General features: G+C 63.9%; 23 protein-coding genes. 4 read left to right on the top strand and 19 right to left on the bottom strand.

The features are described 5' to 3' along the window. Positions 1 to 93 precede the first annotated feature (93 nt). Positions 94 to 912, top strand: coding sequence for a serine O-acetyltransferase (gene cysE / locus CUR21_RS00535; RefSeq protein WP_100195062.1), 819 nt, complete (start codon positions 94 to 96; stop codon positions 910 to 912). Between the two features lie 75 nt (positions 913 to 987). Here cysE and CUR21_RS00530 read toward each other — a convergent pair whose 3' ends face one another. From CUR21_RS00530 to pgk, 6 genes are all read right to left on the bottom strand, one after another. Further along, positions 988 to 2,307: a pyruvate dehydrogenase complex dihydrolipoamide acetyltransferase gene (locus CUR21_RS00530; protein ID WP_100195061.1), complete on the bottom strand. Its 1,320-nt coding sequence runs from the start codon at positions 2,305 to 2,307 to the stop codon at positions 988 to 990. Positions 2,308 to 2,319: 12 nt separating this feature from the next. Beyond that, positions 2,320 to 3,699 (bottom strand): pyruvate dehydrogenase complex E1 component subunit beta, encoded by a 1,380-nt coding sequence (locus tag CUR21_RS00525; RefSeq protein ID WP_100195060.1) that lies wholly within the window; start codon positions 3,697 to 3,699, stop codon positions 2,320 to 2,322. Between the two features lie 14 nt (positions 3,700 to 3,713). Beyond that, a complete protein-coding gene (gene pdhA / locus CUR21_RS00520; RefSeq protein ID WP_100195059.1) occupies positions 3,714 to 4,703 on the bottom strand; it encodes a pyruvate dehydrogenase (acetyl-transferring) E1 component subunit alpha in 990 nt (329 codons plus the stop codon). A 152-nt stretch (positions 4,704 to 4,855) separates the two neighbouring features. Then, complete coding sequence (locus CUR21_RS00515) at positions 4,856 to 5,158, bottom strand: septum formation initiator family protein (RefSeq protein ID WP_100195058.1); 303 nt, start codon at positions 5,156 to 5,158, stop codon at positions 4,856 to 4,858. A gap of 105 nt (positions 5,159 to 5,263) precedes the next feature. After that, a complete protein-coding gene (locus CUR21_RS00510) occupies positions 5,264 to 6,157 on the bottom strand; it encodes a fructose bisphosphate aldolase (RefSeq protein WP_100195057.1) in 894 nt (297 codons plus the stop codon). A 198-nt stretch (positions 6,158 to 6,355) separates the two neighbouring features. Further along, positions 6,356 to 7,546, bottom strand: coding sequence for a phosphoglycerate kinase (gene pgk / locus CUR21_RS00505; RefSeq protein ID WP_100195056.1), 1,191 nt, complete (start codon positions 7,544 to 7,546; stop codon positions 6,356 to 6,358). Between the two features lie 139 nt (positions 7,547 to 7,685). On the opposite strand from pgk, the gene CUR21_RS00500 reads away from it, so the two are divergent. The 3 genes from CUR21_RS00500 (at position 7,686) to CUR21_RS00490 (ending at position 10,000) form a co-directional block, all read left to right on the top strand. Beyond that, positions 7,686 to 8,195, top strand: a complete 510-nt coding sequence (locus CUR21_RS00500) for a peptidylprolyl isomerase (RefSeq protein WP_100195055.1) — start codon at positions 7,686 to 7,688, stop codon at positions 8,193 to 8,195. Continuing rightward, entirely contained in the window at positions 8,185 to 8,796 is a 612-nt protein-coding gene (locus CUR21_RS00495; RefSeq protein ID WP_100195054.1) for a peptidylprolyl isomerase, read from the top strand. The genes CUR21_RS00500 and CUR21_RS00495 overlap by 11 nt, the downstream gene beginning before the upstream one ends. Before the next feature lie 100 nt (positions 8,797 to 8,896). Beyond that, a complete protein-coding gene (locus CUR21_RS00490; RefSeq protein WP_232622630.1) occupies positions 8,897 to 10,000 on the top strand; it encodes a cystathionine gamma-lyase in 1,104 nt (367 codons plus the stop codon). A 54-nt stretch (positions 10,001 to 10,054) separates the two neighbouring features. Here CUR21_RS00490 and CUR21_RS00485 read toward each other — a convergent pair whose 3' ends face one another. The 13 genes from CUR21_RS00485 to CUR21_RS00425 form a co-directional block, all read right to left on the bottom strand. Further along, positions 10,055 to 10,711: an SDR family oxidoreductase gene (locus CUR21_RS00485; protein WP_100195053.1), complete on the bottom strand. Its 657-nt coding sequence runs from the start codon at positions 10,709 to 10,711 to the stop codon at positions 10,055 to 10,057. A 98-nt stretch (positions 10,712 to 10,809) separates the two neighbouring features. Next, a complete protein-coding gene (gene purF / locus CUR21_RS00480) occupies positions 10,810 to 12,273 on the bottom strand; it encodes an amidophosphoribosyltransferase (protein WP_100195052.1) in 1,464 nt (487 codons plus the stop codon). Between the two features lie 107 nt (positions 12,274 to 12,380). Then, positions 12,381 to 12,977, bottom strand: coding sequence for a CvpA family protein (locus CUR21_RS00475; protein WP_100195051.1), 597 nt, complete (start codon positions 12,975 to 12,977; stop codon positions 12,381 to 12,383). Between the two features lie 21 nt (positions 12,978 to 12,998). Beyond that, on the bottom strand, positions 12,999 to 14,357 hold the full coding sequence (gene radA / locus CUR21_RS00470) for a DNA repair protein RadA (protein WP_100195050.1): 1,359 nt from the start codon (positions 14,355 to 14,357) through the stop codon (positions 12,999 to 13,001). Positions 14,358 to 14,442: 85 nt separating this feature from the next. Continuing rightward, positions 14,443 to 14,865, bottom strand: coding sequence for a paraquat-inducible protein A (locus CUR21_RS00465; RefSeq protein WP_100195049.1), 423 nt, complete (start codon positions 14,863 to 14,865; stop codon positions 14,443 to 14,445). 30 nt (positions 14,866 to 14,895) lie between these two features. Continuing rightward, complete coding sequence (locus CUR21_RS00460) at positions 14,896 to 15,375, bottom strand: hypothetical protein (RefSeq protein ID WP_100195048.1); 480 nt, start codon at positions 15,373 to 15,375, stop codon at positions 14,896 to 14,898. Positions 15,376 to 15,380: 5 nt separating this feature from the next. Continuing rightward, on the bottom strand, positions 15,381 to 16,127 hold the full coding sequence (locus CUR21_RS00455; protein ID WP_100195047.1) for an ABC transporter ATP-binding protein: 747 nt from the start codon (positions 16,125 to 16,127) through the stop codon (positions 15,381 to 15,383). Then, positions 16,124 to 16,906 carry an ABC transporter permease gene (locus CUR21_RS00450; RefSeq protein WP_100195046.1) on the bottom strand — a complete coding sequence of 261 codons (783 nt, stop codon included), beginning with the start codon at positions 16,904 to 16,906 and terminating at the stop codon, positions 16,124 to 16,126. The genes CUR21_RS00455 and CUR21_RS00450 overlap by 4 nt, the downstream gene beginning before the upstream one ends. Continuing rightward, positions 16,903 to 17,952, bottom strand: a complete 1,050-nt coding sequence (gene alr, locus CUR21_RS00445; RefSeq protein WP_100195045.1) for an alanine racemase — start codon at positions 17,950 to 17,952, stop codon at positions 16,903 to 16,905. The genes CUR21_RS00450 and alr overlap by 4 nt, the downstream gene beginning before the upstream one ends. Before the next feature lie 209 nt (positions 17,953 to 18,161). Continuing rightward, positions 18,162 to 19,658 (bottom strand): replicative DNA helicase, encoded by a 1,497-nt coding sequence (locus tag CUR21_RS00440; RefSeq protein ID WP_100195044.1) that lies wholly within the window; start codon positions 19,656 to 19,658, stop codon positions 18,162 to 18,164. Positions 19,659 to 19,944: 286 nt separating this feature from the next. After that, complete coding sequence (locus CUR21_RS00435) at positions 19,945 to 20,622, bottom strand: orotate phosphoribosyltransferase (RefSeq protein WP_100195043.1); 678 nt, start codon at positions 20,620 to 20,622, stop codon at positions 19,945 to 19,947. 111 nt (positions 20,623 to 20,733) lie between these two features. After that, the gene (gene pyrC / locus CUR21_RS00430; protein WP_100195042.1) at positions 20,734 to 21,777 is read right to left on the bottom strand and encodes a dihydroorotase; all 1,044 of its coding nucleotides are present in this window, start codon (positions 21,775 to 21,777) and stop codon (positions 20,734 to 20,736) included. Positions 21,778 to 21,932: 155 nt separating this feature from the next. Then, on the bottom strand, positions 21,933 to 22,922 hold the full coding sequence (locus CUR21_RS00425) for an ABC transporter substrate-binding protein (RefSeq protein ID WP_100195041.1): 990 nt from the start codon (positions 22,920 to 22,922) through the stop codon (positions 21,933 to 21,935). Between the last annotated feature and the right edge of the window lie 66 nt (positions 22,923 to 22,988).

Below are 22,988 nucleotides of genomic sequence, written 5' to 3'. Positions count from 1 at the left end.
TGTAAAGCCTGTGCTGCGGGTTTTTTTGAACACCCTGTTGAACCGGCCCGCAATCTGCTACATTTGAGACTGACGCCGCAGAAGGATCGTGCCATGGCCGAGCGCAAACTGAAACTGTCGCCCTTGGATCCGGTCTGGTCCCGCGTCTGCGACGAGGCAGAGGCCGCGATCAAGGAAGATCCGCTGCTGGGCGGGCTGATCCATTCGTCGCTTTTGCACCATGCCAGCATGGAGCAGGCCTTGGCCTATCGCTTCTCGTTCAAACTCGCATCGGCGGAAATGGGCGAGCAGATCCTGCGCGAAATCGCGGATCAGGCCTACCGCGATGACCCGGATCTGGGCGCTGCGGCCCGCGCCGATCTGATGGCGGTCTATGACCGTGACCCGGCCTGCCACCGCTTTTTGCAGCCGATCCTTTTTTTCAAGGGCTATCAGGCCGTGCAGGCCTATCGGATCGGGCATTGGCTCTGGACGCATGGGCGCAAGGATCTGGCCTATTTCGTTCAGATGCGCGTCAGTGAGGCTTTTGGCGTCGACATCCACCCCGGCGCGCGCATCGGCAAAGGTCTGATGATCGACCACGCGCATTCCATTGTGATCGGGGAAACCGCGGTCGTGGGCGACAATGTCTCGATGCTGCACTCGGTCACCTTGGGCGGCACCGGGAAAGAGGATGGCGACCGCCATCCCAAGATTGGCGATGGTGTCCTGATTGGGGCAGGGGCCAAGGTGCTGGGCAATATCAAGATCGGCCATTGCAGCCGTATCGCCGCAGGTTCGGTGGTGTTGCAGGACATTCCTTGCAACAAAACCGTCGCCGGTGTTCCGGCCAAGATCGTGGGCGAGGCCGGTTGTTCGCAACCTGCGGTTTCGATGGATCACAAGTTGTCGGGCTGCATCGACTGCAACTGATGGCAGCCCATGGCGCCAGATAAAAACGCCCCCGGATCATGGGATCCGGGGGCGTTTTCAATGGACTGGGGACGTTCAGGCCAGCATGGCGATCGGGTTTTCCAAGGCCTCGATCACCGCTTTCAGGAAGGATGCGCCCAAAGCCCCGTCGATCACCCGGTGATCCACCGACAGCGTCATCGACATCACGGTGGCCACCCCGATGCTGCCATCCGACGTGACGACCGGCTTCTTGATGCCAGCCCCCACCGCCAAGATCGACCCATGCGGCGGGTTAATCACGGCATCGAAGTTTTCGATCCCCATCATCCCGAGGTTCGAGATCGCGAAGGACCCGCCTTGATACTCATGCGGTGCCAGCTTCTTGGTTTTGGCGCGGCTGGCCAGATCCTTCATCTCGGCCGACAAGGCCGAGAGCGATTTCTTGTCGGCGTCGCGCAGCACGGGCGTGAACAGCCCGCCCTCCACCGCCACCGCTACCGCCACATCGGAAGGCTTCAGCTTCAGGATACGGTCACCCGCCCAAACCGCATTGCAATCGGGCACCGCCTGCAAGGCCTGCGCGCAAGCCTTGATGATGAAGTCATTCACCGAAAGCTTTACGCCGCGCCCTTCAAGCGATTTGTTCAGCGTCTCGCGGAAGGCCATCAGCGCATCCAACTGCACCTCGCGGCGCAGATAGAAATGCGGGATGGTCTGTTTGGCCTCGGTCAGGCGCGCGGCGATGGTGCGGCGCATGCCGTCAAGCGGCACTTCGGTGAAGGTGCGGTCGGCATACATCTTCAACACCGTCTCGGCCGCCATGCCGGCGGGCATCGCCGCCTTGACCGGGGCCGGGGCGGCCGCTGGGGCTCCCGAGGCCGCGGCTGCCGCCGGGGCAGGGGCTGCCTTGGTTGAGGCTTGCGTCCCTTCGACATCTGCGCGCACGATCCGGCCATGGGGGCCAGAGCCTTTGACAGCCGTCAGGTCCAGACCCTTTTCCTTGGCAATGCGCCGGGCCAGCGGTGAGGCAAAGACCCGCGCACCCGAAGCCGATGCTGCCTTGGCGGGCTCAGCGCTCGCAGGTGCTTCGCTTTTCGCGGGTTCCGCAGGCGCAGCCGCCGGAGTCGCTTTCGCCGATGTTGGCGCGGCCGCGACAGACGAGGCATCCTCGCCATCCTCAAGCAAGACGGCGATGGCGGTATTCACCTTTACCCCCGCCGTGCCTTCGGCGATCAGGATCTTGCCGATGGTGCCTTCATCCACCGCCTCGAATTCCATCGTCGCCTTGTCGGTTTCGATCTCGGCCAGAATCTGACCCGATTTCACCACATCGCCTTCCTTGACCAACCACTTGGCCAAGGTGCCCTCTTCCATCGTTGGCGACAGCGCGGGCATCAGAATTTCGGTTGCCATGATGCGCTCTCCTTACCGGTAGCAGACAGATTTCACCGCGGTGGCGATTTCCGCCGGGGTGATCAGCGCGAACTTTTCAAGGTTCGCGGCATAGGGCATCGGCACATCCTTACCGGTGCAGGTGATCACGGGCGCATCCAGATAGTCAAACGCGCGCTGCATGATCGTGCTGGCCAGATGGTCGCCGATCGAGCCCACGGGGAAGCCTTCCTCTACGGTCACGCAGCGGTTGGTTTTCTGAACGCTCGCCAGAACGGTGTCGTAATCAATCGGGCGCAGGGTGCGCAGGTTGATCACCTCGGCATTGATGCCATCCTTCGCCAGCTCTTCCGCCGCGGCCAGAGCATGGGCCACGCCAATGCCAAAGCTCACGATGGTCACATCGCTGCCTTCGCGCATGATCGATGCCTTGCCGAAGGGAATGGTGAAGTCCGGATCGGTCGGCACTTCGAAGCTGCGCCCGTAAAGGATCTCGTTTTCAAGGAAGATCACCGGGTTCGGATCGCGGATCGCCGATTTCAACAGGCCTTTGGCATCTGCGGCCGAATAGGGCATGCAGACCTTCAGCCCCGGAATGGCCGCATACCACGCGGCATAATCCTGGCTGTGCTGCGCGCCCACGCGGGCTGCGGCACCGTTCGGGCCACGGAACACCATCGGGCTGCCCATCTGACCGCCCGACATATACAGCGTCTTGGCCGCCGAGTTGATAATGTGGTCAATCGCCTGCATGGCGAAGTTGAAAGTCATGAACTCAACAATCGGGCGCAACCCGCCCCAGCTTGCGCCGACTGCGATACCGGCAAAGCCATGTTCGGTGATCGGCGTGTCCACCACGCGCTTGGCGCCGAACTCGTCCAGAAGACCTTGGGAAATCTTGTAGGCGCCTTGGTATTCACCCACCTCTTCCCCCATCAGGAAGACGGTGGGATCGGCCCGCATTTCCTCGGCCATCGCCTCACGCAGCGCTTCGCGCACCGTCATCGTTTTGGTCGGGCCTTCGGGCAGGTCGGCATGCGGCCAGCCCTTGGCGACAACCGCCGGGGCAGGGGCAGGATCGGCAGCCTTGGCGGGAACCGAGGCAGGGGCCTCTGCCGCCGGCGCGACGGCTTCGGCCACTTTCGGCGCGGGCGTGTCGCTGACGCTTTCGCCGTCCTCCACCAGCACCGCGATCGGGGTGTTCACCTTCACCCCCGCCGTGCCTTCCGCGATCAGCAGCTTGCCGATGATCCCTTCATCCACAGCCTCGAATTCCATCGTGGCCTTGTCGGTTTCGATCTCGGCCAGAATCTGGCCGGATTTCACCGCATCGCCTTCTTTCACCAGCCATTTCGCCAGCGTTCCCTCTTCCATCGTGGGCGACAGAGCGGGCATCAATACTTCGGTTGCCATATGTCGGTCCCCCCTCAGGCGTAGATGTCGGTCCAGAGTTCCTCAACCGGAGGCTCTGGGCTGTCTTTGGAAAATTCGGCCGATTCGTTGACCTGTGCCTTGATCTCTTTGTCTATGGCTTTCAGGTCGTCATCGGTGGCCAGCCCACCTTGCAGCAGCAGGTCGCGCACATGCTCGATTGCATCCTTTTCCGACCGCATCTTTTCCACCTCTTCGCGGGTGCGATACTTCGCCGGGTCCGACATCGAGTGGCCGCGATAGCGATAGGTCATCATCTCAAGGATATAGGGGCCTTCGCCCGCACGGCAGGCGGCAACCGCCTTTTCGCCCGCAGCCTTCACCGCCAGCACGTCCATCCCGTCCACGGCTTCGCCCTTGATGCCATAGGCCGCACCGCGCTCCCACAGCGACGGCGACTTGGTCGAGCGCTTGACGCTGGTTCCCATCGCATAGCCGTTGTTTTCGATCACGAAAATCACCGGCAGGTTCCACAGCTGCGCCATGTTATAGGTCTCATAGACCTGGCCTTGGTTTGCCGCGCCATCGCCGAAATAGGTGAAGGTCACATTGTCATTGCCCTGATACTTGTCAGCAAAGGCGAGACCCGCCCCCAGAGGCACCTGCGCGCCCACGATCCCGTGGCCCCCATAGAAGTGCTTTTCCTTCGAGAACATGTGCATCGAGCCGCCTTTCCCCTTGGAATAGCCGCCGATGCGCCCGGTCAGTTCTGCCATCACGCCCTTGGGGTCCATGCCGCAGGCCAGCATGTGGCCGTGGTCGCGGTAGCTGGTGACGCGCTTGTCACCCTCCTTGGCCGCCGCTTCCAGCCCCACCACCACGGCTTCTTGCCCGATATACAGATGGCAGAACCCGCCGATCAGGCCCATGCCATACAGTTGGCCCGCCTTTTCCTCAAACCGCCGGATCAGCAGCATCTCGCGGTAGTATTTCAGCAACTCTTCCTTCGAGGCATTGGGCCTCTCGGCTGGTTTCTTGGCGGCCATATGCGGCGTCCTCCCGTCAGTGGCTAGAATAGTTCAGTATTAAACTATTCATAGCGCATCGGGATTTATTGGGCAAAACAAAAAGTGCCGCCACGTTCTGCATGTCACCCATGCAGAAATGGCAGGTCTTGCACCGAAAAATGCTGTGGGGTTTACCGGATCACGATTTCATCCGGGCGCACATAGCCCAGCACATCGCGCACCCGTTCATCCAGCAGATCCACGTCCAGATACCGGTCCGACAGGCGGGCGGTCAGATTGCTGATCCGGTCCAGATCTTCATACAGGCGGTCCCGCTCGATCCGCAGCGCTTCGGCCTCGGCGCGGATCTGCACCTGCCGAAACACGCCGTAATCCCCCTGCACGGCGGCAAAGGTAAAGTAAGCCCCCAGCATGAAGGCAAGGATCAGGTAAACTATGCCGCCGACCGGAAACCGGTTGCCATGTGCTATCATCGCTCTGCCCCGTCTGGCCGTTTGCCCGGCCTTTGCAGAACCATCGCACAGTTGATTCGAATAAGGAATCCCCCTTGCGGGGGGTTCCGATCACATTTGGCTGTCTCAGCCTGCGACAGAGGCCGCATGAATGCTGTCGATCGCCTGCGCGAGCAACGCGTCAAACTCTGCATCCGATTGCTGGGCCGAAAGCCCTTCGCTCAGCGCGCGGCTGAAGCTTGCAATGATGCCCCGGTTGCGGGCCAGAATGGCATTGGCCGCTTCCCGGCTGTGCCCGCCTGACAGCGCCACAACCTTCAGCACGCGCGGATGATCGACCAGCGGCGCGTAGAACCCGTCTACCGTCGGCAAGGACAGCTTCAGCATCACCTGACGATCCTCGGGCAGCGCGTCCAGATGGCGCAGGATCTCGGCCATCAGCAGCGCTTCGGCCTCGGCCTTGTCGGCAATCGAAATGGTGACCTCGGGCTCCAGAATGGGCATAAGTCCCGCAGCCGCCACCTGATCGCCGATGGCAAATTGCTGCGCGACGATGGCGGCAATGCCCTTTGCATTGGCCGCATTGACCACCGAGCGTTCCTTGGTGCCAAACACGCCCAAAGCCTTAGCCCGCGCCAAAAGCGCATCCAGCCCCGGCATCGGCTTCATCAGCTGCACGCCATCGGCCTCGGCCTCCAGCCCTTTGTCGATCTTGAGAAACGGCACCACCTTGCGCTGTTTCCACAAGTACTCGGCGGTGGGGGTGCCGTCGATGTCGCGGTCCATCGTCTGCTCGAACAGGATCGCGCCCACCACCTTGTCGCCGGTGAAGGCAGGCGATTTGATGATCCGCGCCCGCATCGCATGGATCAGGTCGAACATCTCGGTTTCATTCGAATAGGCATCCTCGGTCACGCCATATTGGCGCAGCGCCTTGGGGGTAGATCCGCCGGATTGATCCAGTGCCGCGATAAACCCGTTGCCTTTGCCGATCTGCTCGGCCGCTTGCGCGAAATCCATTCTGACTATCCTTTGAAAACGCCGCAGAGGTTGCCTTTGGATAGCCCCATGATCTGCGCCTCGCAATCATGGTGGCGCTAACGGTGTGTGGAATTTCCTGCACTTACCGGCAGAAGCGCCACAGCGGCCCACAAGACGGGCGCAAAAGCCCGGCCCCCGGCGCACCTTGCGAGGCGCCGGGGGCCGGGGTGTAAGGCTTCAGGCCATCAACGCAGCCACGCCGGGCAATTCCTTGCCCTCCATCCATTCCAAGAAGGCGCCGCCTGCGGTGGAGATAAAGGTGAAATCCGCCGCCGCCCCGGCCTGATTCAGGGCCGAAACCGTGTCACCCCCGCCAGCGACCGAGATCAGCTTGCCTTCGCGCGTCAGCGCCGCCGCCGATTTCGCTGCCGCATTGGTCGCGGCGTCAAAAGGTGTCAGTTCAAAGGCGCCCAAAGGCCCGTTCCAGATCAGCGTCTCCGAGGCCTCGAACACCTTCACGATGGCCGCCACGCTCATCGGCCCGGCATCCAGAATCATCGCGTCGGCAGGGCAGGCATCGGCCGCCACCACATCATGCGCGGCATTCGCCTTGAAGTCGCGCGCGACCACCACATCCACCGGCAGATGGATGGTGCAGCCCGCCGCCTTGGCCTTGGCCAAAATCTCGCGCGCGGTGTCGGCCATGTCACGCTCGGCCAGCGATTTACCCACCTCGATGCCCTGCGCCACAAGGAAGGTGTTCGCCATACCGCCGCCGATCACCAGATGATCCACCTTTGTGACCAGATTGCCAAGCAGGTCCAGCTTGGTCGACACCTTGGCCCCGCCCACAACCGCCACCACCGGGCGCTTGGGCGTGCCAAGCGCGGCCTCCAGCGCCTGCAACTCGGCCTCCATCAGACGGCCCGCGGCGGCAGGCAGCAGATGCGCAAGCCCCGCCGTGGAGGCATGGGCCCGGTGCGCGGCAGAGAAGGCATCATTCACAAAGACATCGCCCAGCTTGGCCATTGCAGCGGCAAGCTCCGGGTCATTCTTTTCCTCGCCCGCGTGAAAGCGGGTGTTTTCCAGCAACACCACATCGCCCGGTGCCGCCCCGGCAATCGCCGCTGCGGCGTCATCGCCCGTGCTGTGCGCGCAGAACACCACCTTGCGGCCAAGGCTGGCCTCCACCGCCGGGGCGATGTGACCCAAGCTCATCTCCGGCACCACCTTGCCCTTCGGCCGGTCGAAATGCGCGAGCAACACAACCCGCCCGCCGCGCGCGATGATATCCTCGACCGTGGGCTTGATCTTGTCGATCCGCGTGGTGTCGGTCACCTGACCGCCCTCCACCGGCACGTTGATGTCAACGCGGACCAGCACCGTCTTGCCCGCAAGCCCGATGTCGTCGAGTGTTTTCCAGCCCATGACGGACCCTCCTGTCGAATGCTGCCCTCTGTTTCTGCCGGATTGCCGCGCAGGTCAACCGATCTGCGCGCTGCCCCCTTTCCATGTGGCCCCACGAGGGTTAGGTTCCCGGCCAGACAACAGCAAGGAGCCAAAACCGATGGCCGAGATCAAAGACCCCGAAAACACCATCATCCTGACGCTGAAGGATGGCGAAGTGGTGATCGAACTTCTGGCCGACGTGGCCCCCAAACACACCGCCCGCATGAAGGAACTGGCCCGCGCCAAAGCCTATGACAACGTGTGTTTTCACCGTGTGATCAACGGCTTCATGGCGCAAACCGGCGACGTGGAAAACGGCAACATGGAAAACAACTTCAACCTGCGCCGCGCGGGCACGGGCGGATCGGACATGCCGGATCTGCCGGCCGAATTCTCCAAGCTGCCGCATGACCGGGGCACGCTGGGCGCGGCCCGCAGCCAGAACCCGAACTCGGCCAACAGCCAGTTCTTCATCAACTTCGCCGACAACCACTTCCTGAACGGCCAATACACCGTCTATGGCCGCGTGATCTCGGGGATGGAGCATGTGGACAAGATCACCCGGGGCGAGCCGCCGGCGAACCCGGATCGGATGATCACCGTGCGGGTGGCTGCCGATGTCGCGTGATCGCTTTCTTGCAGGCGGGCTCTTTGCGCTTGGGCTTGCGGTGGTGGGCGGTTACGCCGTCAGCCAATTCGCCAGCCCGGTGATGGCGCAGGTCGAAGACGGCCCCGGCCCGAACCTCGTGATCGAGGTGGCGGGCGAAGCGTCTGGCACCATCGTGATCGACATGCTGCCCGAGGTGGCGCCCAAGCATGTCGAGCAGATCACAGCGCTGGCCCGCGAAGGGGCCTATGACGGCGTGGTGTTTCACCGCGTGATCGACGGCTTCATGGCGCAGACCGGCGATGTGGAATTCGGCAAATCCGGCGGCGACACCGCGCGCGCAGGCATGGGCGGCTCCAGCCGCCCCGACCTGCCCGCGGAATTCTCCGACATCTCCTTCGACCGGGGCGTCGTGGGCATGGCCCGCAGCCAAGACCCGAACTCTGGCAACAGCCAGTTCTTCATCATGTTCGCGCCGGGCGAGTTCCTCAACGGGCAATATACCGTTGTGGGCCGCGTGATCTCGGGCATGGAGGTGGTGGATGCCATCAAGAAAGGCACCGGCGGCAATGGCGAGGTCAGCGACCCCGACCAGATGGCAAAAGTGACCGTGACGGAATGATCTGAAAAGGGGGCCGCAGCGGCCCCCTTTTTCTTGCCCCACCTTGCCAATCGCGCGGCGCTGACAGATTGTCGCGCGCATGAAATCAAAGGGGTAGGGGATGACCACCGATATGCAGCGCCGTTTGGCAGATGTGCTTCACCACCGCAGCGCGGGGCTGGAAAAGGGCGACCCGGTGTCGCTGCCGTTGACCAGCTCGACCAGCTTTCATCTGCCCGAGGTGCAGGGCGCGCCCTATATCTATGCGCGCAACGGCCAGCCGACATGGTCGGCGGTCGAAGCGCAGCTTGCCCTTCTGGAAGATGCCGAGGTGGTGGGCTTCCCATCGGGCATGGGCGCGATTTCGGCTGCCCTGTTCGCCTCGTTGAAAACCGGGGACCGCGTCATCCTGCCGTCTGACGGCTATTACGTCACCCGCGTCTTGTCCGAAGGCTTTCTGGCGCCCTTGGGTGTGGATGTGGTGCAGATCCCGACGCTGGATTATGCCACCGCCGATTTCACCGGGGCGGCCGTGGTCTATCTGGAAACCCCCTCCAATCCGGGTCTGGATGTGGTGGACATCGCGGATGTGTGCGCCCGCGCCCATGCCGCCGGGGCCATCGTCATTGTCGACAACACCACGATGACGCCGCTGATGCAGCGCCCGCTGGATCTGGGCGCCGATCTGGTGGTGGCTGCCGACACCAAGGCCCCCGCAGGGCATTCCGATGCGCTGTTTGGCCATGTCGCGGGCCGCGATGCTGCCCGGATGGCCCGGGTGCGCGACTGGCGGCGGCTGTCGGGCGCGGTGCCGGGCAGCATGGAGGCTTGGCTGCTGCACCGCGGGCTCGAGACGCTGGACGTGCGCTTGGAGCGGATGTGCGCCAGTGCTGGTGTGATCGCTGCGCGGCTGGCCGAGCATGATGCGGTGCGCGCCTTGCGCTATCCGGGCTTGCCGGACGACCCCGCCCATGCGCTGTCGAAGCGGCAGATGCAGGGATTTGGCTTTCTGATCGGTGTCACGCTGGAAAATGCCACCGTGGCCGAGCGCTTTCTGGAGCGCTGCCCCTATCTGGTGCGCTCCACCAGTTTTGGCGGCACCCATTCGGCAGGCGAGCGGCGGGCCCGCTGGGGCGATGCGGTGCCCGAAGGCTTTCTGCGGTTGTCGATCGGGGTGGAACCGGTCGAGGCGCTGTGGGACGCGATGGCCGAGGCCTTGCGCTGATCCGAACGCACCCGTCCGAGCGGCGCGCCCCTGCGCGCGCCTCTCGAACGGCGCTTAGATCAGGTCGATGAGGCGGGCCGCCTCGTCGCGCGGCGCGCTCAGCGGGCCCCGGTCTTCGCCGGGGAAGAAGCGCGCGCGCACCGCCGTGGGCATCGGGCGCGGGGTTTCGATCAGGACACGCGGGCCGATGCGTTCGGATTCCGCCTGCCAAGCACGGGCAAGGGCGATCTGCCCGGCCTTGCTGGCGCCGTAAGCGGCGCCAAATTTCTGCCCGGCCAGCGGATCGTCAAAAAACATCGCACTGCCCTTGGCCGCCTGCAACAGCGGCGCAACCATGGTGATCAGAAAGGCGCTGGCCCGCAAATTGGCGGCGATGGATTTGTCGAGATCCTTCATATCCATCGAGGGCGCCGGGGCCAAGGCAGTGGCATGCACCGCGCTATGCGCCCAGAACTGCAGCCCGCCCCAGCGGTCATGGATCGACCGGCACAGATGCCGCATCGCGTCTTCATTGGTCACATCCATCGGCGCCAGAGTGAGACCGCCCGCGCCGGGCAGGCCCGCCGCCTTGACCCTGTCGTCGAGATCTTCCAGCCCACCCACCGTGCGCGCCACCGCCACGACATGCCAGCCCCGAAAGGCAAGCTGTTCGGCCATGGCAGCACCAAGCCCGCGCGAGGCGCCGGTGATCAGGGCGATATTCTGGGTCATGGGTGGCTCCGGTGGCTGGCGTGGGCAGCGGGGGTTTCACACCCCCGCACCCCCGTGGAGTATTTGGGAAAGATGCAAGAGGCGAAGGGGCGATGGGTTTACTCTGCAGCCTTCATTTCGAACCCTTCGGCGATCTTGTCCGAGGGGATGACCGGGTAATCGCCCGAGAAGCAAGCATCGCAGAATTTGGGATTGGCCGCATCGCGGCCCGCGGCCTCGCCTGCGGCGCGGTAGAGGCCGTCGAGCGAGATGAACTTGAGGCTGTCGACGCCGATCCAGTCGCGCATCTCGTCTTCGGTCATGGTGGCGGCCAGCAGCTTGGCACGTTCCGGCGTATCGACGCCATAGAAGCAAGGCCAGGCCGTGGGGGGGGAGGCGATCCGGAAATGAACTTCGGCGGCCCCCGCCTCAAGGATCATGTCCTTGATCTTGCGGCTGGTGGTGCCGCGGACCACCGAGTCATCCACCAGAATCACCCGCTTGCCCTTGATCAGGGCGCGGTTGACGTTGAGCTTGAGGCGCACGCCCATGTTGCGGATGGATTCGGTGGGCTCGATGAAGGTGCGACCCATGTATTGGTTGCGGATGATCCCCATCGCGTAAGGAATGCCCGATTGTTGCGAATAGCCGATGGCAGCAGGGGTGCCGGAATCGGGCACCGGGCAGACCAGATCGGCCTCGACCGGGGATTCGATGGCCAGTTCCACCCCGATCTGGCGGCGGGTTTCATAGACCGACCGGCCGCCGATGATGCTGTCGGGACGTGAGAAATACACCTTTTCAAAGATGCAAAAGCGCGAGGGGGCCGGATGGAAAGGCCGGGTCGAGACCACCTTGTTGCCTTCGATCACCACCATTTCACCGGGTTCGATCTCGCGCACGAAATCGGCGCCGATGATGTCGAGCGCGCAGGTTTCCGAAGACAGCGCCCAGCCGGAATCGCCGATGCGGCCCAGAACAAGCGGGCGCACGCCCAAGGGATCGCGCACGCCGATCAGTTTGGTGCGGGTCATCGCGACCACCGAGAAGGCCCCTTCACAGGCCCGCAGCGCATCCTTGATCCGTTCGGAAAGGTTCTTCTGGATCGAGCGCGCCATCAGGTGGATGATGCATTCCGAGTCGGAGGAAGACTGGAAAATCGACCCGCGTTCAATAAGTTCGCGGCGCAAGGCCGCCGCATTGGTCAGGTTGCCGTTATGCGCGATGGCGCAACCGCCCATGGAAAACTCGCCAAAGAAAGGCTGCACGTCGCGGATGGCGGTCGCGCCTTTCGATCCGGCGGTGGAATAGCGGACATGACCGATGGCGAGCTGCCCCGGCAGCGTGTCCATCACATCGGCCTTGGTGAAGTTGTCGCGCACATAGCCAAAGCGGCGGGCCGAGTTGAAGCCGTGATCCGGGTGATAGGCAACGATGCCCCCCGCTTCTTGCCCCCGGTGCTGCAGCGCATGCAGGCCAAGCGCGGTGAAATTGGCCGCGTCCGAGACGCCGATGACGCCAAAGATCCCGCATTCCTCCTTCAACTTGTCATCATCAAAGGGGTGGGACAGGAAGGGGCGCATCGGGCTGCTCCGTCTAGGACTGATGCGCCTCCCTTTACGGCATGGGCGCGGCAGTGTCACGCGCATTGCAGCACAGGCACCGCGCCAATGTGCTGCAATGCGGCGGGTCAGTTGCCCGAGGGCGCGGGTTGCGCGGCAGGCGCCGTGGCCGGAACGGCGCAGGCGGCCGTCAGGTCATTGTAGCGCGAGACAATCCAGCCGGGGGCATCCGCCGGAATGCTCTCGTCGATGTTCGCCTGAAAGCTTGCGAAAACCTTGGCCGAGCGGGAGTCGTCGACGATGGGGATCGCATTGGCGGCCACGGCGCGGTCATACACGATGAAGGCCACGGCCACCAGAATCACCCCGCGGGCCACGCCGAAAAGGAACCCCAGCGCCTGATCGATGCCGCCCAAGGCCGAACGCTGCACAAAGCTGGAAAACAGCGGCGTGAAGAGCGCTGCGATCACAAGGCCAATCGCAAAGACCAAGGCGAAGGCGCCGATGATCGACAGTTCACAGCTGTCGCCCAGAAACTCGCCCACGACGGGCAGCTCCCGGACCAGCGGTTGCGCGGCGGGGGCGAAAAGGAAGGCCAGCACCGCAGCGCCGATCCAACCCGCAATGGCCATCGCCTCGCGCACCAGCCCGCGTGAATAGGCCAGAATCGCCGACAGGACGATCACGCCCGCCACGATTCCGTCCACCAGAGTAAAGCCGTCCATCGTCCGCTCCTTTGTGTCGCCTCAGCCCGCGCCGAACATCTCGCCGACAAAGGCGGTCAGGTCGGGCATGGTGCGCAAGCTCATGCCTGTTTCGCCCGCGGTTTTCGATCCTGTGGGCAAGGTGGCCTGTTGAAAACCAAGTTTCGAGGCTTCTTTCAACCTGTTTTCGGTCTGCCCCACCGGGCGCAGCGCGCCCGACAGCGAGATTTCCCCGAAAAGCACCATGTTCGGCGGAATTGCCACATCCTCGCGTGCGGAAAGCAGCGCAGCGGCAACCGCCAGATCGGCGGCAGGCTCGTTCACCCGCAAACCGCCTGCCACGTTCAGAAACACGTCCAGCCCGGTAAAGGGGATGCCGCAGCGCGCCTCCAGCACCGCCAGAATCGTCGAGAGCCGCCCCGACTCCAGCCCCACCACCGTGCGGCGCGGGGTGCCCAGCGGGGACGGCGCCACCAGCGCCTGAATCTCGGTCAGCACCGGTCGGGTGCCTTCGATTCCGGCAAAGACCGCCGAACCCGGGGCAGGGCGGTCGCGGTCGGACAGGAACAGCGCCGATGGGTTGGTCACCTGCGCCAATCCATTGCCTGTCATCTCGAAGACGCCGATTTCATCCGCCGGGCCAAAGCGGTTCTTCACGGCGCGCAGGATGCGGAACTGATGGCCGCGCTCGCCTTCGAAGTAAAGCACGGTGTCCACCATATGTTCCACCACACGCGGGCCCGCGATCTGGCCTTCCTTGGTGACATGGCCCACCAAGATCACCGCGACGCCGCGTTTCTTGGCGAAGGTCACCAACTCATGCGCCGCCGCGCGGACTTGGCTGACCGAACCGGGGGCGGCCTCGACCGTGTCCAGCCACATGGTCTGGATCGAATCGATGATGGCCAAGGCCGGACGCTCAGCATCCAGCGTGGTCAGAATATCGCGCAGGTTGGTTTCTGCGCCCAAGCCCACCGGGGCCTCTTGGAGGCCCAACCGCTGTGCGCGCATCCGCACCTGCGCCGCAGCCTCTTCGCCCGATATATACAGAATCTTCAGCCCGGTGCGGGCAAAGCTGGCGGCCGCTTGGAGCAAGAGGGTGGATTTTCCGATGCCGGGATCACCGCCCACCAGAATCGCCGAAGCCGGTACCAGACCGCCGCCCAGCACCCGGTCCAGCTCTTCGATCCCCGAAGAGGCGCGGGGCGGAGGCGCCTCTTCGGTGGCCAGATCGGTCAGCGGAATCGTCCGGCCCTTGTGGCCAAGCGACTTGGGTCCGGCGGAAAGCGGGGCTTCTTCGACGATGGTGTTCCACGCGCCACAGGCATCGCAGCGGCCCTGCCATTTGCGCGATGTCGCACCGCAGGCGGTGCAGGTGAAGCTGGGGGAGGATTTGCTCATCCCGCCTGCCTAACGCGGAACGGGGGCGCTCTTCAAGTCTCGCCGGCTTGCATCGCCCGCCTGCCGCGCGCGGCGCCAAGGCGCATCAGGGCCGATGCGTGCGCAGCGACAAAGCCACGCTCACCAGCACACAGCCGCTGAACAGATAAAGGCCCCATGCCACTTCTACCGTGGCAAGGCCCACACCTTTCACCACCACGATGTAAAGCGCGATCAAGAACACATCCGCCATCGCCAGCCGTGCCAGCAGCCGCAACGCAGTCAGGAGGCGCGGTGACAGCAGCCCGAAATCCAGCAGCGCCAGCCCCAGCGTCTTGAGCCACGGCACAAAGATCGCCAGCACCGTCACCACCAGCGCCAAGGCCACGTCGCTGGCCCACAGCGCCTGCACCCCCGAGATCACCGAAATCTCGGACAGGCCAAACAGCGGCAGCAGCCCCGCGCGCAGCAGCGGCGCGAACCACGACAGCGGAAACAGGATCAAGAGCGACAGGTTCAGCCATTTCATGCCCCTTGGTCGCCGTGGGCCGCCCCCCCGTCAAGCCGCTTTTGCCGGCGGACCATCGCCAAGGCCGCGCTCCGGCACAGGCGTGTGCCCAAAGATCTGCGCATCGGCCTTGTCCCAGCCCAGAGCATCGCGGATCAGCGCGACGGCTGTGGTCAGGCTCAGCGCAAGCAACACGGTCAGCACAAGCCCGTTGACCGCCAGAAGGAAGGGCTCATGCCATTTCGCCTGACGTCCCCAACCCGACACCAGCCAGAACCAGCCGATCACCGATCCGACCCGGGCGGGCAGCACCACTTCGGCGGGCAAGCGAAAGGGCCAAAGCATCCAGACACTGTAAAGCGCCACCCCCAGCATCAACAGCGCGCCGCGCCGGTCACCGATCCGCCATGTGGCATATCCCGACACCGCAATCGCCAGCGGTGTCATCAAGATCAGGCTTTGCACCAGACTGCGCCAGATCGAAGGCTGTTCAAAAAGAAACGCCAGATCGACCTGAAACAGTGCGGGCATGGCGCCTAGCGGATGGCGTTGATCGGGCCTGTGGCGCGGCCATGGATGAACTGCTGCACATAGGGGTCGGGGCAGCTGTCAAGCGCGGCCACCGGCCCGGTCCATTTGATGGTGCCTTCGTGCAGCATGGCGACCTCATCGGCAATCGCCCGCACCGAGCTCATGTCATGGGTGATGGTCATGGCGGTGGCGCCCATCTCGACCACGATCTCGCGGATCAGGTCATTGATCACCCCCGACATAATCGGATCAAGTCCGGTGGTCGGCTCGTCAAAGAAAATGATCTCTGGCTCGGCTGCGATGGCGCGGGCAAGGCCTACGCGCTTTTGCATGCCGCCCGACAATTCGGCGGGATACAGGTCGGCGACCTGCGGGCCAAGCCCCACCCGGCGCAGCTTCTCTACCGCGATGGCGCGCGCCTCGTCCTTGGGGCGTCGGCTGGCCCCGCGCATCAGCCGAAAGGCGACGTTTTCCCAGACCCGCAGACTGTCAAACAGCGCGCCCCCCTGAAACAACATGCCAAAGCGCGCCAGAAAGGCGTCGCGCTCGGCCTTGCGCACATCCTGCCCGTCCAGCGTGATGGTGCCGCCATCCGGCGTGACCAAGCCCAGCACCGATTTCAGCAGCACCGATTTCCCGGTGCCCGATCCGCCGATGATGACCATGCTCTTGGCGGTCGGGATGGTCAGGTTCACCCCGCGCAGCACCGCGTTGGACCCGAAAGATTTGGTGACATTCTCAAGCGTGATCATGAGGTAAAGAACACCTCTGTCAGCATGTAATTGGCGGCAAGGATCAAAACACTTGCCCCCACCACGGCGGATTTGGTCGCCCGGCCCACGCCTTGCGCGCCGCGCCCCGAATTCATCCCGTGATAGCAGCCCAAGAGCGCCACCAGAAAGCCGAAAACCGCGCCCTTGACCAGACCCGAGCCGATATCCCAGATCTCCAGAAAATCGACGGTGTTTTTCAGGTAAGTGACCGAGTTGAAATCCAGCCGTGTCACCCCCACCAGCCAGCCGCCCATGATGCCGATGGCATCGCCCACGCCCACCAGCACCGGCACCGCCAAGGTGGCCGCCAGCACACGCGGCACCACCAGATATTTCATCGGATTGGTGGACAAGGTGGTCAGGGCATCGATCTGTTCGGTCACCTTCATGGTGCCAAGCTCCGCCGCGATCGAGCTTGCCACCCGCGCCGCCACCATCAGCCCGCCCAAGACCGGGCCCAGCTCGCGCACCATGCCAATCGCCACGATGCTGGGCACCACCGCTTCGGCATTGAAGCGCGCGCCACCCGAATAGATCTGCAAGGCCAGCGCGCCACCGGTAAACAACGCGGTCAGCCCCACCACCGGCAGACTGAACCAGCCGATCTGCATCACCTGCGTCGCGAACTCACGCCAGTAGAAGGGCGGGCGCAGCATATGGCCCAGCGTTGCCACCGCAAAGAGCGCCACCCGCCCGATCGCGGCCAGCGTCGCCAAGGCCGGGCGCCCGACCGCGCGCAATCCGCTGGCAGGGCTCACGCCGCGCCCTCCTGATAGCGCCGGGTGTAGCGTGGGCCAAGCGAGGTCAGGATCTCATAGCCGATGGTGCCCGCCGTATCGGCCAGATCATCCACCGTCTGATGCGGCCCCAAAATATCGAGGCTGCGTGGCACATAGGCCAGATGGCTGATGTCGACCGTGATCAGATCCATCGAGACCCGGCCCACCAGCGGGCAGGGGGTATCGCCATCCCACAGCACCGCCGTGTTCGACAGGCCGCGCAACAAGCCGTCGGCATAGCCGCCCGAAACCGTGGCAATCATGCTGGGCGCCTCGGCGGTCCAGGTGCAGGAATAGCCCACGGCCTCGCCGGGTTGCACGATGCGGGTCTGGATCACCGGCAAGGACAGCCCCACCACCCGGCTGGCGCCTTCATAGGGGCGGCCGCCATACAGACCGATGCCGGGCCGGGTCAGATCGAAGTGATACTTCGGCCCCAGCAGGATACCGCCCGTCGCCGCCAGCGAGCGCGGCACGCCGGTGCCATCGGTCATCGCGTGGAAGGTGGCCAGTTGCAGCTCGTTCAGCGCATGGTCGGGGTCGTCGGCACAGGCCAGATGCGACATGATCAGCTCGGGGCCGGCGTCCAACACGAAAGGCGCCACCGCCTCCCACTCCGCCTCTTCCATGCCCAGCCGGTTCATCCCGGTGTCAAGCTGCACGCCAAAAGGCAAGCCCGGCAGCGATTCCAGATGGCGGGTCACCTGATCAATGCTGTTGAGCATCGGCGTGAGATCAAGGTCATGCACCATCTCGGTGTCGCCCGCCATATGGCCCGACATCACGCAGATCTGCGGTCCCGGCCCCAAGGCCTGCCGCAGCGCGGCCCCTTCTTCGGCGACGGCCACGAAAAACCGGCGCGCGCCCGCTTGGGCAAGCGCCCTTGCGACGCGGGTGATGCCAAGGCCATAGGCATCGGCCTTGACCACCGCCGCCGTCTGCACGCCCGAAGACGAGGCCCGGTCAAGCGCCCGCCAATTGGCGGCAATGGCATCAAGATCAATCGAGAGGGTTGCTGTTGTCATGGGGGTTTGTTGTCAGATCAGGGGTTACGGTCAAGCGGAAAACGGGGCTTTCGGCGGAAAGGGGCGGGCTTGGGGGCATCTAGCCCCCGCGCCCGCGCTCGGCCGCGCGCCGGTTCTGTGAGGGCGGCGCGGGCAGGCAGGCGGCGGAGCCTCCGGCGGGAGTATTTGGGAAAGCTGCAAGCTCTTGCGGCGGCTTTGAGGCTCTGTGGTCAGTAATCGGGCCCGTCGCCCTGCCAAGGCTTCGCAAGGTTGCCAAAGCGGGTGAAGCGCCCTTCGAAGCTGAGTTCGACCGAGCCGATGGGGCCGTGGCGCTGCTTGCCGATGATGACCTCGGCCTTGCCATGGACCTGCTCCATGATCTGCTGCCAGGCCGCCATCTTCTCCAGCTCGTGATCACCCGGCTTCTCGCGCTCTTTGTAATATTCATCGCGGTAGACGAACATCACCACATCGGCGTCCTGTTCGATCGAGCCGGATTCGCGCAGGTCCGAGAGTTGCGGGCGTTTGTCTTCGCGGCTTTCCACCTGACGCGACAGCTGCGACAGGGCGATGACGGGGATGTTGAGCTCTTTGGCGATGGCCTTGAGCCCTTGGGTGATTTCCGAAACCTCCTGCACTCGGTTCGCTTCCGAACCTTTTGACGAGCCTTTCAGCAGTTGCAGGTAGTCGATCATCAGCACATCCAGCCCATGCGTACGTTTCAGCCTGCGGGCGCGGGCGGCGACTTGGCTGATCGGCAGGGCCGGGGTGTCGTCGATGTAGAGCGGGCAGGATTCCAGCTGTTTGGCGGCATCGACGAAGCGGCGGAATTCGGTTTCGGTCATGTCGCCGCGCCGGATCTGCTCGGATGGCACTTCGGAGGCTTCGGACAGGATCCGGGCGGCAAGCTGTTCCGCGCTCATCTCGAGCGAGAAGAAGCCCACCACGCCGCCTTCGACAGCACCTTCATGGCCATCGGGCTTGCGCCCGCGCTTATAAGCCTTGGCGACGTTGAAGGCGATGTTGGTGGCCAGCGAGGTTTTGCCCATCGAAGGGCGTCCGGCAAGGATCAGCAGGTCGGATTCGTGCAGGCCGCCAAGTTTCTTGTCCAGATCGGTCAAGCCGGTGGAGATGCCCGCAAGCCCGCCGCCGCGCTGATAGGCGGCATTGGCCACATTCACCGCATCGGTCACGGCCTTGAGGAATGATTGAAAGCCCCGCTCGGCCACGCCCTGCTCGCCCAGCTTGTAGAGCCGCTGTTCCGCCTCGACGATCTGCTCGCGAGGCTCTGACGCCATGTCGATCTTGCCAGCCTTGGCGCTGATGTCGCGGCCAAGCGCGATCAATTCGCGGCGCACCGCCAGATCATAAACCATCTGCGCATAATCGCGCGCGGCATAGGCCGAGATGGCGGCCCCGGCCAGACGCACCAGATAGGCAGGGCCGCCCAGTTCCTTCAGGCCTTCGTCATCTTCAAAAAAGGGCTTCAGCGTGACCGGGCTGGCCAGCGCGTTCTTCTGGATGCGGGCGGCGGATTTCTCGAAAATGCGCTGATGCACCGGATCGTAGAAGTGCTCCGCCTTCACGGTGCTGGCGATACGGTCATAGACATCGTTGTTGGTCAGGATCGCGCCCAGCAATTGTTGCTCGGCCTCGATGTTGTGCGGCAGGCTGTCCGTCTCGGCGGCGGTCGGCAGGTCGGGTCTGATCTTTGCAACTTCGTTCATCTGCGGCGCCTGCCTCCCCGGATTAAAGACTGCGACTTAGCCCGGCCAGGGGGGCCTCGGCAAGCCGGGCACAAAGCTGTGGATAAGCCTGTGCAAGACTCTGGCCGCCTTCAACCGGTTGCTGGCACGGGTCATGCTGCCGCAAGATCTTGCGGCAACGAGACAGAGGTTAGCATGGCAAAGCGATTCTGGTGAAGGGTTGTCCACAGTTTGTGCACAGGCCTGCCCACAGCCTTGGCGGCGGGCAGGCGGAAACTGGCGCATCCGGCTTCACGCCGAAACCGGGTCAGCCCTTGCGGGCCTCTTGCCACGCCCGCGGCGCGCTCAAGAACGCCTCGACCTCGGTCAGGGTGGCGGCATCAAAGGCACCTTGTGCCCGCGCTTCGGCCAGCACATCCCACCACGTGCACAGATGGTGCAGCGTCACGCCATGCTCGGCCAGACGCTCCGTGGTGCCCTCGAAAATGCCGTAATAAAAAATCACCGCCGTATGGGCACAGCTCGCCCCGGTGTCGCGGATCGCATCGACGAAAGACAGCTTGCTGCCGCCATCGGTGGTCAGATCCTCCACCAGCAGCACCCGCTGGCCTTCGGTCATCGCCCCTTCGATGCGGGCGTTGCGGCCATAGCCCTTCGGCTTCTTGCGCACATAGGTCATTGGCAGTGCCAGACGCTCGGCCACCAGCGCGGCAAAGGGAATGCCCGCGGTTTCTCCCCCGGCGATGTTGTCAAAAGCCTCGAACCCGGCATCGCGCATCACGGTGACGGCCATGAAATCCATCAGCATCGACCGGATGCGCGGATAAGAGATCAGCTTGCGGCAGTCGATGTAGGTGGGCGAGGGCAGGCCGCTGGCCAAAGTAAAAGGTGTCTCGGCGTTGAAATGCACGGCCTTGATCTCCAGCAGGGCGCGGGCGGTCAGGCGGGCGATTTCTTCGCGCGGGGGAAAGCTGGTGGGGATCATCGGGTCATCCTTTTAACGCATCGGGCTTGCATCTTTTCCAAATACTCCCGCCGGAGGCTCCGACGACAGCCGCAGGAGCCTCCGGCGGGAGTATTTGTACAAAGGTGCAAATCAGGCTTCCACCGCCCAATGGACGGGGGTGCCGGGGTTGAAAACGGTGACGGGGCCGGCTTCGGTGATGATCTTTTCGGGCCAGCTTTGCGGCTGATCCTGCTTCACCAGCCGCAGGCGCGCCGTGTTGGCGGGCAGGCGGTAGAAGGCGGGGCCGTTCAGGCTGGTAAAGGCTTCCAGCCGGTCGAGCGCGCCCTCCTCCTCGAAGACATGCGCCAGCAGCGCCATGGTGTTGGTGGCCGTAAAACACCCCGCGCAGCCGCAGGCCTGTTCTTTGGCGGCATCCACATGCGGCGCCGAGTCGGTGCCCAGAAAGAACCGGCCCGCGCCCGAGGTGGCGGCCGCGCGCAACGCCAGACGGTGCTTTTCCCGCTTGGCCACCGGCAGGCAATAGTAATGCGGCTTGATCCCGCCCACCAACAGGTGGTTGCGGTTGATGATCAGGTGATGCGTGGTGATGGTGGCGCCCAAGGTCTCGCCGCCGTCACGCGCATAAGCCACGCCCTCTTCGGTGGTGATATGCTCCATCACCACCCGCAGCTCCGGCAGGCGGCGGCGCAACGGGTCGAGCACGGTGTCGATGAACACGGCCTCCCGGTCGAAGATATCCACCTCGGCCGTCGTCACCTCACCATGCACGCAAAGCGGCAGGCCGATTTCGGCCATTTTCTCCAGCACCGGCATCACCTTGTCCACGTCATGCACACCGCCATGCGAATTGGTGGTGGCACCCGCGGGGTAAAGCTTGACCGCCTTCACCAGACCCGAAGCATGGGCCGCCGCCACATCCTGCGCATCGGTGCTTTCGGTCAGGTAAAGCGTCATCAAGGGCTCGAACACGGCCCCTTCAGGCAAGGCGGCGAGAATGCGGTCGCGGTAGGCCGCGGCCTGCGCCCCGGTCACCACAGGGGGCACCAGATTGGGCATGATGATGGCGCGGGCAAAATGACGCGCGGTTTCGGGCAGCACGCCTTGCAGCATCGCGCCATCGCGCAGGTGCAGGTGCCAGTCATCGGGGCGGAGAAGGGTGATTTCCTGGGTCATGATGGTCCGGTTACCGCAAAGCCCGCGCGGTTTCCAGTGGGCAGATGCCCCGCCAGCGGCCGCAAATGTGGAACCGCCGCCCAAGGGCGACCCTTGGACGGCGGCACAGCTTGACGTGGCGGCAGGTCTGGCGCACCCGACCTGCGGCGACGGCGTTACTCCAGCGCCTTGTCGGTCACCATGTGGGTCCAGGCCATGCCTTCGGGGGCCTTGGTGATGGCCGGATTGTCAGGCGACACCGCGGCGAGCAGGGTGGCCACGGTTTGCTCATAGTCGGCCGGGTCCAGCTTGCCATCGCCGCCTGCGGTCAGCTTGGCGACCTCCGACATCATGTATTGCTGATGCTCCAGCCGCTGCGCGCCCGATTCGTCGTTCTCCACGATGATCTCGGCGGCCTCATCCGGGTTTTCTTCGGCGTATTTCCAGCCCTTCATCGAGGCGCGCACGAACTTGGCCATCGTCTCGACAAAGGCCGGATCGGCCAGACGGTCTTCCAGCACGTAAAGCCCGTCTTCCAGCACCGCCACACCTTCATCCTTGTAAGAGAAGGTCACCAGCTGGTCTTCGCTGATCCCGGCATCGATCACCTGACCATATTCGTTATAGGACATGACCGAGATGCAATCGGCCTGCTTTTGCAGCAGCGCATCCACGTTGAAGGCCTGTTTCAACACCGTCACACCGCCTTCCGATCCATCGGTGGCGAGACCCAGCTTGGCCATCCAGGCGTAGAACGGGTATTCATTGCCAAAGAACCAGACGCCCAAGGTGCGTCCCGGGAAATCGGCGGTGGTGGTCACGCCCGAATCCTTCAGACAGGTGAACTTCAGCCCGCCTTCGGAGAACGGCTGCGCGATGTTCACCAGCGGCAGCCCACGCTCGCGCGCGGCCAAGGCAGCGGGCATCCATGTGGTGATCACATCGGCACCGCCGCCTGCGATCACCTGTTCCGGCGCGATGTCGGGACCGCCCGGCTTGATGGTGACATTCAGGCCTTCCTCTTCGTAAAAGCCTTTGTCCTTGGCCACATAATAGCCCGCGAACTGCGCTTGCGTCACCCATTTGAGTTGCAGCGTCACATCCTCGGCGCTGGCCATCCCGGCCGAAAGCGCCAACATGCTGGCCGCAAACAGTGTCTTTTTCATCTTCAGACCTCCGTGTTGTGCCCCTCTGACGGGGGCGTTGCCGTTGCGTATCGGGGCGGTTCTTCG

The sequence above is a fragment of the Pseudorhodobacter sp. MZDSW-24AT genome (genome assembly GCF_002794355.1).
GTDB lineage: Bacteria > Pseudomonadota > Alphaproteobacteria > Rhodobacterales > Rhodobacteraceae > Pseudotabrizicola.
This window is presented reverse-complemented; position numbering and strand designations above follow the sequence as displayed.

What these genes read in the sequence shown, in the direction of transcription:
- cysE (WP_100195062.1), top strand. Translation starts at nt 94, where the DNA reads ATGGCCGAGCGCAAACTGAAACTGTCGCCCTTGGATCCGGTCTGGTCC.
- CUR21_RS00530 (WP_100195061.1), bottom strand. Translation starts at nt 2,307, where the DNA reads ATGGCAACCGAAATTCTGATGCCCGCGCTGTCGCCAACGATGGAAGAG.
- CUR21_RS00525 (WP_100195060.1), bottom strand. Translation starts at nt 3,699, where the DNA reads ATGGCAACCGAAGTATTGATGCCCGCTCTGTCGCCCACGATGGAAGAG.
- pdhA (WP_100195059.1), bottom strand. Translation starts at nt 4,703, where the DNA reads ATGGCCGCCAAGAAACCAGCCGAGAGGCCCAATGCCTCGAAGGAAGAG.
- CUR21_RS00515 (WP_100195058.1), bottom strand. Translation starts at nt 5,158, where the DNA reads ATGATAGCACATGGCAACCGGTTTCCGGTCGGCGGCATAGTTTACCTG.
- CUR21_RS00510 (WP_100195057.1), bottom strand. Translation starts at nt 6,157, where the DNA reads ATGGATTTCGCGCAAGCGGCCGAGCAGATCGGCAAAGGCAACGGGTTT.
- pgk (WP_100195056.1), bottom strand. Translation starts at nt 7,546, where the DNA reads ATGGGCTGGAAAACACTCGACGACATCGGGCTTGCGGGCAAGACGGTG.
- CUR21_RS00500 (WP_100195055.1), top strand. Translation starts at nt 7,686, where the DNA reads ATGGCCGAGATCAAAGACCCCGAAAACACCATCATCCTGACGCTGAAG.
- CUR21_RS00495 (WP_100195054.1), top strand. Translation starts at nt 8,185, where the DNA reads ATGTCGCGTGATCGCTTTCTTGCAGGCGGGCTCTTTGCGCTTGGGCTT.
- CUR21_RS00490 (WP_232622630.1), top strand. Translation starts at nt 8,897, where the DNA reads ATGACCACCGATATGCAGCGCCGTTTGGCAGATGTGCTTCACCACCGC.
- CUR21_RS00485 (WP_100195053.1), bottom strand. Translation starts at nt 10,711, where the DNA reads ATGACCCAGAATATCGCCCTGATCACCGGCGCCTCGCGCGGGCTTGGT.
- purF (WP_100195052.1), bottom strand. Translation starts at nt 12,273, where the DNA reads ATGCGCCCCTTCCTGTCCCACCCCTTTGATGATGACAAGTTGAAGGAG.
- CUR21_RS00475 (WP_100195051.1), bottom strand. Translation starts at nt 12,977, where the DNA reads ATGGACGGCTTTACTCTGGTGGACGGAATCGTGGCGGGCGTGATCGTC.
- radA (WP_100195050.1), bottom strand. Translation starts at nt 14,357, where the DNA reads ATGAGCAAATCCTCCCCCAGCTTCACCTGCACCGCCTGCGGTGCGACA.
- CUR21_RS00465 (WP_100195049.1), bottom strand. Translation starts at nt 14,865, where the DNA reads ATGAAATGGCTGAACCTGTCGCTCTTGATCCTGTTTCCGCTGTCGTGG.
- CUR21_RS00460 (WP_100195048.1), bottom strand. Translation starts at nt 15,375, where the DNA reads ATGCCCGCACTGTTTCAGGTCGATCTGGCGTTTCTTTTTGAACAGCCT.
- CUR21_RS00455 (WP_100195047.1), bottom strand. Translation starts at nt 16,127, where the DNA reads ATGATCACGCTTGAGAATGTCACCAAATCTTTCGGGTCCAACGCGGTG.
- alr (WP_100195045.1), bottom strand. Translation starts at nt 17,952, where the DNA reads ATGACAACAGCAACCCTCTCGATTGATCTTGATGCCATTGCCGCCAAT.
- CUR21_RS00440 (WP_100195044.1), bottom strand. Translation starts at nt 19,658, where the DNA reads ATGAACGAAGTTGCAAAGATCAGACCCGACCTGCCGACCGCCGCCGAG.
- CUR21_RS00435 (WP_100195043.1), bottom strand. Translation starts at nt 20,622, where the DNA reads ATGATCCCCACCAGCTTTCCCCCGCGCGAAGAAATCGCCCGCCTGACC.
- pyrC (WP_100195042.1), bottom strand. Translation starts at nt 21,777, where the DNA reads ATGACCCAGGAAATCACCCTTCTCCGCCCCGATGACTGGCACCTGCAC.
- CUR21_RS00425 (WP_100195041.1), bottom strand. Translation starts at nt 22,922, where the DNA reads ATGAAAAAGACACTGTTTGCGGCCAGCATGTTGGCGCTTTCGGCCGGG.